The organism is Streptomyces sp. NBC_01431 (genome assembly GCF_036231355.1).
Lineage (GTDB): Bacteria > Actinomycetota > Actinomycetes > Streptomycetales > Streptomycetaceae > Streptomyces.
In genome coordinates, this window is the sequence record NZ_CP109496.1 from 1,957,694 (window position 1) to 1,969,502 (window position 11,809).

General features: G+C 70.8%; 13 protein-coding genes. All 13 read left to right on the forward strand.

The genetic code is table 11. From position 1 onward, the window contains the following. Positions 1-239 precede the first annotated feature (239 nt). The 13 genes from OG522_RS09170 to OG522_RS09230 all read left to right on the forward strand — a co-directional run bounded on the left by OG522_RS09170 (position 240) and on the right by OG522_RS09230 (position 11,774). A complete protein-coding gene (locus OG522_RS09170) occupies positions 240-1,529 on the forward strand; it encodes a helix-turn-helix domain-containing protein (protein WP_329462450.1) in 1,290 nt (429 codons plus the stop codon). Positions 1,530-1,572: 43 nt separating this feature from the next. Beyond that, positions 1,573-2,136, forward strand: coding sequence for a GNAT family N-acetyltransferase (locus OG522_RS09175; RefSeq protein WP_329462451.1), 564 nt, complete (start codon positions 1,573-1,575; stop codon positions 2,134-2,136). A gap of 107 nt (positions 2,137-2,243) precedes the next feature. Continuing rightward, a complete protein-coding gene (locus tag OG522_RS09180) occupies positions 2,244-2,327 on the forward strand; it encodes a putative leader peptide (protein WP_310591794.1) in 84 nt (27 codons plus the stop codon). A gap of 114 nt (positions 2,328-2,441) precedes the next feature. Further along, positions 2,442-4,139, forward strand: coding sequence for a nitrite/sulfite reductase (locus OG522_RS09185; RefSeq protein ID WP_329462452.1), 1,698 nt, complete (start codon positions 2,442-2,444; stop codon positions 4,137-4,139). Continuing rightward, positions 4,136-4,315, forward strand: coding sequence for a hypothetical protein (locus tag OG522_RS09190; RefSeq protein ID WP_329462453.1), 180 nt, complete (start codon positions 4,136-4,138; stop codon positions 4,313-4,315). The genes OG522_RS09185 and OG522_RS09190 overlap by 4 nt, the downstream gene beginning before the upstream one ends. Next, positions 4,312-5,070, forward strand: a complete 759-nt coding sequence (locus OG522_RS09195) for a phosphoadenylyl-sulfate reductase (protein WP_329462454.1) — start codon at positions 4,312-4,314, stop codon at positions 5,068-5,070. Before OG522_RS09190 ends, OG522_RS09195 begins: the two co-directional genes overlap by 4 nt. Positions 5,071-5,102: 32 nt before the next feature. Further along, the gene (cysC, locus tag OG522_RS09200; RefSeq protein ID WP_329462455.1) at positions 5,103-5,648 is read left to right on the forward strand and encodes an adenylyl-sulfate kinase; all 546 of its coding nucleotides are present in this window, start codon (positions 5,103-5,105) and stop codon (positions 5,646-5,648) included. Further along, positions 5,645-6,580 carry a sulfate adenylyltransferase subunit CysD gene (cysD, locus tag OG522_RS09205; RefSeq protein ID WP_329462456.1) on the forward strand — a complete coding sequence of 312 codons (936 nt, stop codon included), beginning with the start codon at positions 5,645-5,647 and terminating at the stop codon, positions 6,578-6,580. The genes cysC and cysD overlap by 4 nt, the downstream gene beginning before the upstream one ends. A 1-nt stretch (position 6,581) precedes the next feature. Next, positions 6,582-7,964, forward strand: coding sequence for a sulfate adenylyltransferase subunit 1 (locus tag OG522_RS09210; protein WP_329462457.1), 1,383 nt, complete (start codon positions 6,582-6,584; stop codon positions 7,962-7,964). A gap of 233 nt (positions 7,965-8,197) precedes the next feature. Then, positions 8,198-9,310, forward strand: a complete 1,113-nt coding sequence (locus OG522_RS09215) for an aliphatic sulfonate ABC transporter substrate-binding protein (RefSeq protein ID WP_329462458.1) — start codon at positions 8,198-8,200, stop codon at positions 9,308-9,310. A 46-nt stretch (positions 9,311-9,356) separates the two neighbouring features. Then, entirely contained in the window at positions 9,357-10,151 is a 795-nt protein-coding gene (locus tag OG522_RS09220) for an ABC transporter ATP-binding protein (RefSeq protein ID WP_329462459.1), read from the forward strand. After that, positions 10,138-11,028 carry an ABC transporter permease gene (locus OG522_RS09225; RefSeq protein ID WP_329462460.1) on the forward strand — a complete coding sequence of 297 codons (891 nt, stop codon included), beginning with the start codon at positions 10,138-10,140 and terminating at the stop codon, positions 11,026-11,028. The genes OG522_RS09220 and OG522_RS09225 overlap by 14 nt, the downstream gene beginning before the upstream one ends. Before the next feature lie 5 nt (positions 11,029-11,033). Continuing rightward, positions 11,034-11,774 (forward strand): sirohydrochlorin chelatase, encoded by a 741-nt coding sequence (locus OG522_RS09230; RefSeq protein WP_329462461.1) that lies wholly within the window; start codon positions 11,034-11,036, stop codon positions 11,772-11,774. The last annotated feature ends 35 nt before the right edge of the window (positions 11,775-11,809 follow it).

The window sequence follows — 11,809 nt, forward strand, 5'->3', positions numbered from 1 at the left end:
TGGTGCTGCGCCGACACGGCACCACCCCCGCACTCTCATGCGTCCGAGGAGGAGCATGACGACCGGACATCCGGTGCGCGCTCACCTTCGTACACGCACACGGCTGTTCGCGAGAGTTGCAAAGGGTTGCACCCATGTGCGGCATATCCCCGCGCCCGAACCGCCGGGCAGGCACGATGAATTCAGGACATCGGGGCCGCTCCTGCCGGGGGCGCCGGTGTCGACAGCGGGAGGACCCTGTGCACACCACGACGCTCGATGCCGCCCGGCTCGCCGCGATGGGAGCCGATGAGGCCGCCCGCGTCCTGAAGGGCATGCGCGCGGCCGCCCTGGAGGGCAGACGGTCACGGGTCCTGCCGCGTACGGAGATCGAGGAGTCCTGGCGGCGGATGCTGAGCCGCGGGCTCGACCCCGACCAACACCACCACGCCGCGCTGCTCTCGCTCGGCGAGGTCGAACGGCGCCGGCACCAGTCGCCGTTGAGGGAGGTCCTGCCGGTCCTGAGGGACGCGCTGGTGGCGGTGGCGGACGCGGCCCAGCACATCATGGTCGTCTCGGACGCCGAGGGGCGGCTGCTGTGGCGCGAGGGCCACGCCTCCGTCCTGAAGCGGGCCGACGCGCTCGGCTTCGAGGTGGGAGCGGACTGGAGCGAGGCGGCCGTCGGCACCAACGGGGTGGGCACCCCGCTCGTCACCGGCCGGCCCATGCAGGTCTTCTCCGCCGAGCACTTCGTCGCCGCCCACCACGCCTGGACGTGCGCGGGCGCGCCCATCGTCGATCCGCGGGACGGGCAGTTGCTCGGCGTGGTCGACATCAGCGGGCCGCTGAGCACCATGCACCCGGCCACGCTGTCCTTCGTGACCTCGGTGACCCGGCTCGCCGAGGCGGAGCTGCGGGGCCGGCACACCGCGGCTCTCGACCGGCTGCGCTCGGCGGCGGCCCCCGTGCTCAGCCGGATCGGCGGGCGCGCCCTGGCCGTCGACTCCAACGGCTGGGTGGCCGCGGTGACCGGCATGCCTCCGGTCGACCGGCTCGCGCTGCCGAAGTCGTTCCGCGCCGGCCGCAGCTGGCTTCCCCCGCTCGGGATGTGCACGATCGAGCCACTGCCGGGCGGGCTGCTCGTCCAGGTCTGCGACGAGAGCGGCGGCGCCGGCACGAGGACGCGCCGGGTCGTGCTGGATCTGAGCCGTTCGCGGCGCTGCTGCGTGACGGTGTCGGGGGAGACGGGCAGCTGGACGCAGGAGCTCAGCCCGCGCCACGCGGAGCTGCTCTTCGTGCTCGCGCTGAACCGGGAGGGCCGCAGCGCGGCTCAGCTGGCCGAGGACATCTTCGAGGACCCGACGCGCAGGGTGACCGTACGGGCCGAGATGTCGCGGCTGCGCCGCCATCTCGCGGAGGTGCTCGCCCACCGCCCCTACCGCTTCAGCGAGGACGTTCGGGTGGAGGTGGTGCGGCCGGACCGCCCGGCGGACCTGCTCCCGCAGTCCTCCTCCCCGGCGGTCCGGCTGGCCCGGGGCCCACACCCCTGACCTGCGTTGGCCGGCGGGAAGGGGCCGTGATTTTCTGGCGCCCATGAGTATCACCGTGACCACCTGGTCCCTTGAGCAGACCTCGCCCGACGATCTGCGCCCGGCCGCCGAACCGTCGGGCGACGTCACGATCGTGCGCGCCGAGGTCCCCTCGCCGGAGTTCAGCCGCTTCCTCTATACGGCGGTCGGCGGCGACATCAAGTGGATCGACCGCCTTGGCATGACGTACGCGGAGTGGGAGCGGGCGCTGGCGAAGCCGGGCACGGAGACATGGGTGGCCTACGAGCGGGGCACGCCCGCGGGCTATGTCGAGCTGGAGGCGCAGCCGGGCGGCTCGGTCGAGATCGTCTACTTCGGTCTCGTCCCGGCCTTCCGCGGCCGGCGGATCGGCGGCCACCTCCTGTCGTACGGGATACGGCGGGCCTGGGACCTGGCCGAGCGCTGGCCCGAGCTGCCCGCCACCGAGCGGGTGTGGCTGCACACTTGCTCGCTGGACGGGGAGCACGCCATGGACAACTACCTGCGCCGCGGCTTCAAGCTCTTCGATACCAGGGAGGAGCAGGCCGAAGAGGTGGCGGCGCCGGGTCCGTGGCCGGGGGCGTACTGACCCGCCGGGCAGTGACCCGGAACACAATGTCCCATGATGTGGGACATCTTTGTCCACATTCTGGATAGTGGTGGACTGGGCCGAAAGTCCCGTGACACGCTTCCGTCATGTCTGGAACTGGAATTGCCTTGGTGAGTCGGCGGCACGTCGACCTCGGCCGCATGTCCAGCGCCATCTGTCCGGCACGCTGACGCTCCCAGCGAAGCCGCGATCCCCTTCCCTTTGTCCTGACTGCGCACGATTGCGTCCTGAGCGCGAGTGTGCAGGTCAGAGCCGCCCTCCTGCAGTCCCGAAGGACGTATGCCATGGCCGCCAGCCCAGAGAACCCTGCCGCCGCCACGCCCCGCCGCAAGCCGGGGCGCCACCGTGGTGAAGGCCAGTGGGCCGTCGGTCACTTCACGCCCCTCAATGGGAACGAGCAGCTGAAGAAGGACGATGACGGTCTCAATGTGCGGACACGCATTGAGACGATCTACTCGAAGCGCGGATTCGACGCGATCGACCCCGGCGACCTGCGCGGCCGGATGCGCTGGTGGGGTCTGTACACCCAGCGCAGGCAGGGCATCGACGGCGGCAAGACGGCGATCCTGGAGCCGGAGGAGCTGGACGACGAGTTCTTCATGCTGCGGGTCCGCATCGACGGCGGCCGGCTGAGCACCGAGCAGCTGCGGGTGATCGGCGAGATCTCGCAGGAGTTCGCGCGCGGCACCGCCGACATCACCGACCGGCAGAACATCCAGTTCCACTGGATCCGCATCGAGGACGTCCCGGAGATCTGGAACCGTCTCGAAGCGGTCGGCCTGTCCACCACCGAGGCCTGCGGTGACACGCCCCGCACCATCCTCGGCTCGCCCGTCGCCGGCATCGCCCAGGACGAGATCATCGACGGCACCCCGGCCGTGGACGAGATCCACCGCCGCTTCATCGGCAACCCGGCCTTCTCCAACCTGCCGCGCAAGTTCAAGACGGCCATCTCGGGCTCCCCCCAGCTGGACGTCGCGCACGAGATCAACGACATCGCCTTTGTCGGCGTCGTCCACCCCGAGCACGGCCCCGGCTTCGACCTGTGGGTCGGCGGCGGGCTGTCCACCAACCCCAAACTCGGCGTGCGGCTGGGCGCCTGGGTGCCGCTCGACGAGGTGCCGGACGTCTTCGAGGGCGTCATCTCGATCTTCCGCGACTACGGCTACCGGCGGCTGCGCACCCGCGCCCGGCTGAAGTTCCTGGTCGCGGACTGGGGCGCGGAGAAGTTCCGCCAGGTGCTCCAGGACGAGTACCTCAAGCGCGAACTGGTCGACGGGCCGGCGCCCGAGCAGCCCAAGGACGTCTGGCGCGACCACCTCGGTGTGCACCGCCAGAACGACGGACGCTTCTACGTCGGCTTCGCGCCCCGGGTGGGCCGCGTGGACGGCACGACGCTGAGCAAGATCGCCGAGCTGGCGGAGTCGCACGGCTCGGGCCGGCTGCGTACCACCGCCGAGCAGAAGATGATCGTGCTCGACGTCGAGGAGGCGCAGGTCGACTCGCTCGTCTCCGGACTTGAGGCACTCGACCTCAAGGTGAACGCCTCGCCGTTCAGGCGCGGCACGATGGCCTGCACGGGCATCGAGTTCTGCAAGCTGGCCATCGTCGAGACCAAGGCGCGCGGCGCCGCGCTCATCGACGAACTGGAGCGCCGCATCCCGGAGTTCGACGAGCCGATCACCATCAACATCAACGGCTGCCCCAACGCCTGCGCCCGCATCCAGGTCGCGGACATCGGCCTCAAGGGTCAGCTCGTCCTGGACGCCGCGGGCAACCAGGTGGAGGGCTTCCAGGTGCACCTGGGCGGCGCGCTCGGCCTGGAGGCCGGCTTCGGCCGCAAGGTCCGCGGCCTGAAGGTCACCTCCGCCGAGCTGCCCGACTACGTCGAGCGGGTCCTGACACGCTTCCAGGCCGAGCGCGCCGAGGGCGAGCGGTTCGCCGCCTGGGCGTCGCGCGCGAGCGAAGAGGCGCTGTCGTGAGCGAGCGTGCGGCCCCCTTCCACTGCCCGTACTGCGGGGACGAGGACCTCCGTCCGAATGAAACCGGACACGGCGCCTGGGAATGCGCGGCGTGCAACCGGGCCTTCCAGTTGAAGTTCCTCGGGCTGCTCGCCCGGGGTGTTCAGCGCAACAACGTGGGAGGGGAAGAGATATGACGGCCACTCAGGCAGGCACTCGGACCAGCACTCAGGTCAACGCCCAGACCGGCACTCAGGCCGACACTCGCACTGCCGAGGACCTCAAGGCGCTCGCCGAGCAGGCGGGCCGCGACCTCGAAGGGGCCACGGCACTGGAGATCCTCCAGTGGGCCGCCGACACCTTCGGCAAGCGGTTCTGCGTCACCTCCTCCATGGAGGACGCGGTGGTGGCCCACCTCGCCTCGCGCGCGATGCCCGGCGTGGACGTGGTGTTCCTCGACACCGGCTACCACTTCCCCGAGACCATCGGCACCCGCGACGCGGTCGCCGAGGTGATGGACGTCAACGTCATCACCCTGACCCCGCGTCAGACCGTCGCCGAGCAGGACGCCGAGTACGGCCCCAAACTGCACGACCGCGACCCCGACCTGTGCTGCGCACTGCGCAAGCTCAAGCCCCTTGAGGACGGCCTCGGTTCGTACGCCGCCTGGGCGACCGGGCTGCGCCGCGACGAGTCGCCGACCCGGGCGAACACCCCGGTCGTCGGCTGGGACGAGAAGCGGCAGAAGGTCAAGGTGTCGCCGATCGCCCGCTGGACGCAGGACGACGTGGACGCCTACATCGCCGAGCACGGCGTGATCACCAACCTGCTCCTGATGGACGGCTACCCCTCGATCGGCTGCGCCCCCTGCACCCGCCGGGTCGCCGAGGGCGAGGACGCGCGCTCCGGACGCTGGGCCGGACGCAACAAGACCGAGTGCGGACTGCACTGATGACGGACCGTCAGAACAACCAGGAGACTTCGATGAGCGTGACGGAGGCGGGAGCCACCATCTGGCTGACCGGTCTGCCGAGCGCCGGCAAGACCACCATCGCCCACGAACTCGCGGGCAGGCTGCGCGCGGACGGGCACCGGGTGGAGGTGCTCGACGGCGACGAGATCCGCGAGTTCCTCTCGGCGGGCCTCGGCTTCAGCCGCGAGGACCGGCACACCAACGTCCAGCGGATCGGCTTCGTCGCCGAACTGCTCGCCGCCAACGGCGTGAAGGCCCTGGTCCCGGTGATCGCGCCGTACGCCGACAGCCGTGAGGCTGTGCGGGGGCGCCACCGCAGCGAGGGCACCGCCTATCTGGAGGTGCACGTCGCGACGCCGGTGGAGGTCTGCTCCGTACGGGACGTGAAGGGTCTGTACGCCAAGCAGGCGGCGGGCGAGATCAGCGGACTGACCGGTGTCGACGACCCGTACGAGGCGCCCGGGGCGCCGGATCTGCGGATCGAGTCGCACACCCAGACCGTGCAGGAGTCCGCGACCGCGCTTCTTGCGCTGCTCACCGAGAGGGGCCTGGCATGACGTCGGCAATCACAGTGAGCGAGGGCGTCGACAGCCCCTACGCGCTCAGCCACCTGGACGCTCTGGAGTCCGAGGCGGTGCACATCTTCCGCGAGGTGGCGGGTGAGTTCGAGCGGCCGGTGATCCTGTTCTCCGGCGGCAAGGACTCCATCGTCATGCTGCACCTGGCGCTCAAGGCGTTCGCGCCCGCCTCGATCCCCTTCTCCCTGCTGCACGTCGACACCGGCCACAACTTCCCCGAGGTCCTCGCCTACCGCGACCGGGTGGTGGCCGAGCACGGGCTGCGCCTGCACGTCGCCTCGGTGCAGGAGTACATCGACGCGGGCAAGCTGCGCGAACGGCCCGACGGGGTGCGCAACCCGCTCCAGACGGTGCCGCTGACCGAGGCGATCCAGCAGCACCGCTTCGACGCGGTGTTCGGCGGCGGCCGCCGGGACGAGGAGAAGGCCCGCGCCAAGGAGCGCGTGTTCTCGCTGCGCGACGAGTTCTCGCAGTGGGACCCACGCCGCCAGCGCCCCGAGCTGTGGCAGCTCTACAACGGCCGGCACGCCCCCGGCGAGCACGTCCGCGTCTTCCCGCTGTCCAACTGGACCGAGCTCGACGTGTGGCAGTACATCGCCCGCGAGGACATCGACCTGCCGCAGATCTACTTCGCCCATGAGCGCGAGGTGTTCAAGCGGTCCGGCATGTGGCTGACGGCGGGCGAGTGGGGCGGACCGAAGGCCGAGGAGAGCGTGGAGAGCCGGCTGGTGCGCTACCGCACCGTCGGCGACATGTCCTGCACCGGCGCCGTCGATTCCGACGCGACGACGCTGGACGCCGTCATCACGGAGATCGCCGCGTCCCGGCTGACCGAGCGGGGCGCCACCCGCGCCGACGACAAGATGTCCGAGGCCGCGATGGAAGACCGCAAGCGCGAGGGGTACTTCTAAAATGAGCACGACCGCCGAGAATGTTGCGCAGTTGACCGACCCGTCGGCGACCACGCTCCTTCGCTTCGCGACCGCCGGGTCCGTCGACGACGGCAAGTCCACCCTGGTGGGCCGCCTGCTGCACGACTCCAAGTCGGTCCTCACCGACCAGTTGGAGGCCGTCGAGGCCGCGTCGCTCAAGCGCGGTCAGGAGGCGCCGGACCTGGCGCTGCTGACCGACGGCCTGCGGGCCGAGCGCGAGCAGGGCATCACCATCGACGTGGCCTACCGCTACTTCGCGACCCCGCGGCGCCGGTTCATCCTGGCCGACACCCCCGGGCACGTGCAGTACACCCGCAACATGGTGACCGGCGCCTCCACCGCCGACCTCGCCGTCGTCCTGGTCGACGCCCGCAACGGCGTCATCGAGCAGACCCGCCGGCACGCCGCGGTCGCCGCCCTCCTTCGCGTTCCGCACGTGGTGCTCGCCGTCAACAAGATGGACCTGGTGGCGTACGAGGAGAAGGTCTTCGCGGCGATCGCCGAGGAATTCACCGCGTACGCAAGCGAGTTGGGCGTCCCGGGCTGGGGGTCTGGGGGGAGCCCCCAGGAAAACTGGTGTACCGCGATCCCGATCTCGGCGCTCGCCGGGGACAACGTCGTGGAGCCCAGCGCCAACATGGACTGGTACGGCGGCCCCACCGTCCTTGAGCACCTGGAGACGGTGCCGGTCAGCCACGACCTCACCGGCTGCCACGCCCGGCTGCCCGTGCAGTACGTGATCCGCCCGCAGACCGCCGAGCACCCCGACTACCGGGGCTACGCCGGCCAGATCGCGGCCGGCACCTTCCGGGTCGGCGAGGCCGTGACCGTGCTCCCCTCGGGACGTACCAGCAAGGTCTCGGGGATCGACCTGCTCGGCGAGTCCGTCGACATCGCCTGGACGCCGCAGTCCGTCACCCTCCTCCTGGAGGACGACATCGACATCTCGCGCGGCGATCTGATCGTGCCGAGCGGGGACGCGCCCGCCACCACCCAGGACGTCGAGGCGACGGTCTGCCACGTGGCCGACCAGCCCCTGACGGTGGGTCAGCGGGTGCTGCTCAAGCACACCACCCGCACGGTCAAGGCGATCGTCAAGGAGATCCCGTCCCGGCTGACCCTGGACGACCTCTCCCAGCACCCGGACCCCGGACAGCTGGTCGCCAACGACATCGGCCGCGTCAAGGTGCGCACCGCCGAGCCGCTGGCGCTCGACTCCTACGCCGACTCGCGGCGCACCGGGTCCTTCCTGCTGATCGACCCGGCCGACGGCACCACCCTCGCGGCCGGCATGGCGGGCGAGTCCTTCGCCACCCACAAGGCCGTCACCACCGTCGCGGACGAAGAGGGCTGGGACTTCTGATGCACCAGGACGTCTACGCGACCTTCGCGAAGGAGGGCGGCCGCATCGGCAGCGGCGCCCTCGGCAGCGGTCAGGGCGGGGTGGGCCGATGTGCGCGATGACGTACGCGCACCGCTCGCGCGCCCGAACGCACCACCCTCCCCCGCACCGAAGACCCGCCGACTCCCCGGCCGCGTCCCGGAGTTGAGACTCCACCGGACGTAAGCACCGGGCCTCCGAGAGGAAATCCTCCCGTGCCTGCCAGCTCCACTTTGCGCCGCAGCCTCCTCGCCGCCGCCACCCTGCCGCTCCTGTTCGGGGCGCTCGCCGCCTGCGGCTACGGCTCCCAGGCGGACAAGGAGAACGCCGGGAACGCCGCGCCCGCCCCGGGGGCGAAGAAACTCTCCGCCGACACCGTGAAGATCGGGTACTTCCCCAATCTGACCCACGCCACCGCGCTGGTCGGCGTGCAGGAGGGCCTGTTCCAGAAGGAGCTGGGCGGCACCGCCGTCAAGACGGCCACCTTCAACGCCGGGCCGTCCGAGATCGAGGCGCTCAACGCGGGCTCGATCGACATCGGCTGGATCGGCCCCTCGCCGGCGATCAACGGGTTCACCAAGTCCAAGGGCCAGAGCCTGCGCATCATCGGCGGCTCCGCGTCCGGCGGGGTGAAGCTGGTGGTCAACCCGGCGAAGATCAAGTCCGTGGACGAGCTCAAGGGCAAGAACATCGCGACCCCGCAGCTCGGCAACACCCAGGACGTGGCGTTCCTCAACTGGATCGCCGAAAAGGGCTGGAAGGTCGACCCGCAGAGCGGCAAGGGCGACGTCAACGTGGTCCGCACCGACAACAAGATCACCCCGGACGCCTACAAGTCCGGTTCCGTCGACGGGGCCTGGGTGCCCGAGCCGACGGCGTCCAAGCTGGTCCAGGAGGGCGGCAAGGTGCTCCTGGACGAGTCCGACCTGTGGCCGGACCACCAGTTCGTGATCACCAACATCGTCGTGTCGCAGAAGTTCCTCAAGGCGCACCCCGATGTGGTGGAGGCGGTCCTGCGCGGCTCGGTGAAGACCAACGAGTGGATCGCGACCCACCCCGACCAGGCGAAGGCCTCGGTGAACGCGGCGCTCAAGAAGCTCTCCGGCAAGGAGCTGCCGGCGAACGTCATCGACCCGGCGTGGAAGTCCATCCAGACCCTGGACGACCCGCTGGCCGCATCGCTTCAGGCGCAGGCCGACCATGCGGTGAAGGCCGGCCTCCTGAAGAAGCCCGACCTCAAGGGCATCTACGACCTGGACCCGCTCAACAAGGTCCTCAAGTCCCTGGGCCGTCCCGAGGTCGGCGACGCCGGTCTCGGCGCCAACTAGTCCCCGCACCAAGCCGGTTCAACAGGTTTCCCAGGAGGTGACGACCATGGCCACTGCCCTCGCCAAGGCCGCGGACCGCACGGCGGCCGAGCACGACTACGCCGCCCGGATCGGGCATGTCTCCAAGTCCTTCGCCGGCCGTGGCGGAGCGCAGCTCGTCCTCGACGACATCACCCTCGATGTCGCGCCGGGCGAATTCGTCACCCTCCTGGGCGCCTCCGGCTGCGGGAAGTCGACGCTCCTGAACCTGGTGGCGGGCCTGGACGCGCCGACCGCGGGCACCATCGAGACACCCGGCGGCCGCCCCGCCCTGATGTTCCAGGAGCACGCCCTGTTCCCGTGGCTGACCGCGGGCAAGAACATCGAACTCGCCCTGCGGCTGCGCGGCGTCCCCAAGAACGAGCGGCGCACCCGGGCCGAGGAACTCCTCGAACTGGTCCGGCTGCACGGTGCGTACGGCAAGCGGGTGCACGAGCTGTCCGGCGGCATGCGCCAGCGCGTCGCGATGGCGCGGGCCATCGCGCAGGACTCCCAGCTGCTCCTGATGGACGAGCCGTTCGCGGCGCTCGACGCGATCACCCGCGATGTGCTGCACGACGAGCTGACCCGCATCTGGCGCGAGACGAACCTGTCGGTGCTGTTCGTGACGCACAACGTGCGCGAGGCGGTCCGGCTCGCCCAGCGCGTGGTGCTCCTCTCTTCGCGGCCGGGCCGGGTGGCTCACGAGTGGACCGTGGACATCGACCACCCGCGCCGCATCGAGGACGCCGAAGTGGCGGAGCTCTCCGTCGAGATCACCGAACAACTGCGTGGGGAGATCCGCCGACATGGCCAGCACTGAGACGACTCCGGTCAAGGAACCCCACGATCTGGGCAGCCTCGAAGCGGGCCTCGACGCGCTCGAAACCGTCCAGGCCCACCGCACCCCCGTCCGCGAGGTGCTCGTCAAGAAGGTCCTGCCGCCGCTGACCGCGGTCGCCCTGGTCCTGGTGGTCTGGCAGGCCCTCGTCTCGGCGAAGGTCACCGACTCCTACAAGCTGCCCGCGCCGTCCGCGGTGTGGTCGAGCCTGACCGACATGTGGCTCCAGGGCACCCTGCTCGACGTCGTGTGGACCAGCGTGTCGCGCGGTCTGCTCGGCTTCCTGCTGGCCCTGGCCATCGGCACCCCGCTCGGCCTGCTCGTGGCCCGGGTGAAGTTCGTGCGGGCCGCGATCGGCCCGATCCTCTCCGGCCTCCAGTCGCTGCCGTCGGTGGCCTGGGTCCCGCCGGCCGTGCTGTGGCTCGGCCTGAACGACTCGATGATGTACGCGGTGATCCTGCTCGGCGCGGTCCCCTCGATCGCCAACGGCCTGGTCTCCGGCGTCGACCAGGTGCCGCCGCTGTACCTGCGGGCGGGCCGCACGCTGGGCGCGACCGGCGTGCGGGGCGCCTGGCACATCCTGATGCCGGCCGCGCTGCCCGGCTATCTGGCGGGTCTGAAGCAGGGCTGGGCGTTCTCCTGGCGCTCGCTGATGGCCGCCGAGATCATCGCTTCCTCGCCCGATCTCGGCCTGGGGCTCGGCCAGTTGCTGGAGAACGGCCGCAACAACTCCGACATGCCCGGGATCTTCCTCGCGATCATCCTGATCCTGGTCGTGGGCATCGCCATCGACCTGCTGATCTTCAGTCCGCTGGAGCGCCGCGTGCTGCGCGGCCGCGGCCTGCTCGTGAGGGGCTGAGCCGCGTGCACCGCCCGGTCCTGCTCGTCATAGCCCACGGCAGCCGCGATCCGCGACACGCGGCGACCGTCCACGCCCTGGTGCGGCGGGTGCGGGGGCTTCGGCCCGGGGTGCGCGTGGAGACGGGCTTCCTCGACTTCAACGCGCCCTCGGTCCCCCAGGTCCTGGACCGGCTCGCGCTCGAAGGCGTACGGGATGTGGTGGCACTCCCCCTCCTGCTGACCCGCGCCTTCCACGCGAAGGCCGACATCCCGGCCGTGCTCGACCGGGCACCGGCGCGCCTGAACATCACGCTCGCCGATGTCCTCGGCCCCTCGCCGCTGCTCCTGGACACCTTGGAGCGGCGGCTGTACGAGGCGGGCCTCACGCCCGCCGACAAGCGCTCGACCGGGGTCGTACTGGCCTCGGCGGGCTCCACAGACCCGGAGGCGATCGCAGTGATCGCTGAAATCGCGCGGGAGCTGCGGCACACCGGTTGGTGCGCCGTGCGGCCTGCGTTCGCCTCCGCGGCCCTGCCCCGTACGGAGGACGCCGTACGGGAGCTTCGCGCCCTGGGCGTCCGGCGGGTGGCCGTCGCCCCGTACGTCATCGCGCCGGGCTTCCTGCCCGACCGGATCGCCCGTGGCGCGGCCAAGGCGCACGTCCTGGCCGAAGTACTGGGCCCCGCACCGGAGTTGGCCCGGCTGCTGCTGACCCGCTACGACGAGGCCAAAACCCGCCCCCGAGCCGCCGCGCTAACGGCTTGAGCCCCTCCCCTCCACCCGACGACGGCACCCGCGGG

Coding starts and splice junctions, on each gene's coding strand:
- OG522_RS09220 (WP_329462459.1), top strand. CDS start 9,357: ATGGCCACTGCCCTCGCCAAGGCCGCGGACCGCACGGCGGCCGAGCAC.
- OG522_RS09175 (WP_329462451.1), top strand. CDS start 1,573: ATGAGTATCACCGTGACCACCTGGTCCCTTGAGCAGACCTCGCCCGAC.
- OG522_RS09210 (WP_329462457.1), top strand. CDS start 6,582: ATGAGCACGACCGCCGAGAATGTTGCGCAGTTGACCGACCCGTCGGCG.
- OG522_RS09180 (WP_310591794.1), top strand. CDS start 2,244: ATGTCTGGAACTGGAATTGCCTTGGTGAGTCGGCGGCACGTCGACCTC.
- cysD (WP_329462456.1), top strand. CDS start 5,645: ATGACGTCGGCAATCACAGTGAGCGAGGGCGTCGACAGCCCCTACGCG.
- OG522_RS09195 (WP_329462454.1), top strand. CDS start 4,312: ATGACGGCCACTCAGGCAGGCACTCGGACCAGCACTCAGGTCAACGCC.
- OG522_RS09225 (WP_329462460.1), top strand. CDS start 10,138: ATGGCCAGCACTGAGACGACTCCGGTCAAGGAACCCCACGATCTGGGC.
- OG522_RS09185 (WP_329462452.1), top strand. CDS start 2,442: ATGGCCGCCAGCCCAGAGAACCCTGCCGCCGCCACGCCCCGCCGCAAG.
- cysC (WP_329462455.1), top strand. CDS start 5,103: ATGAGCGTGACGGAGGCGGGAGCCACCATCTGGCTGACCGGTCTGCCG.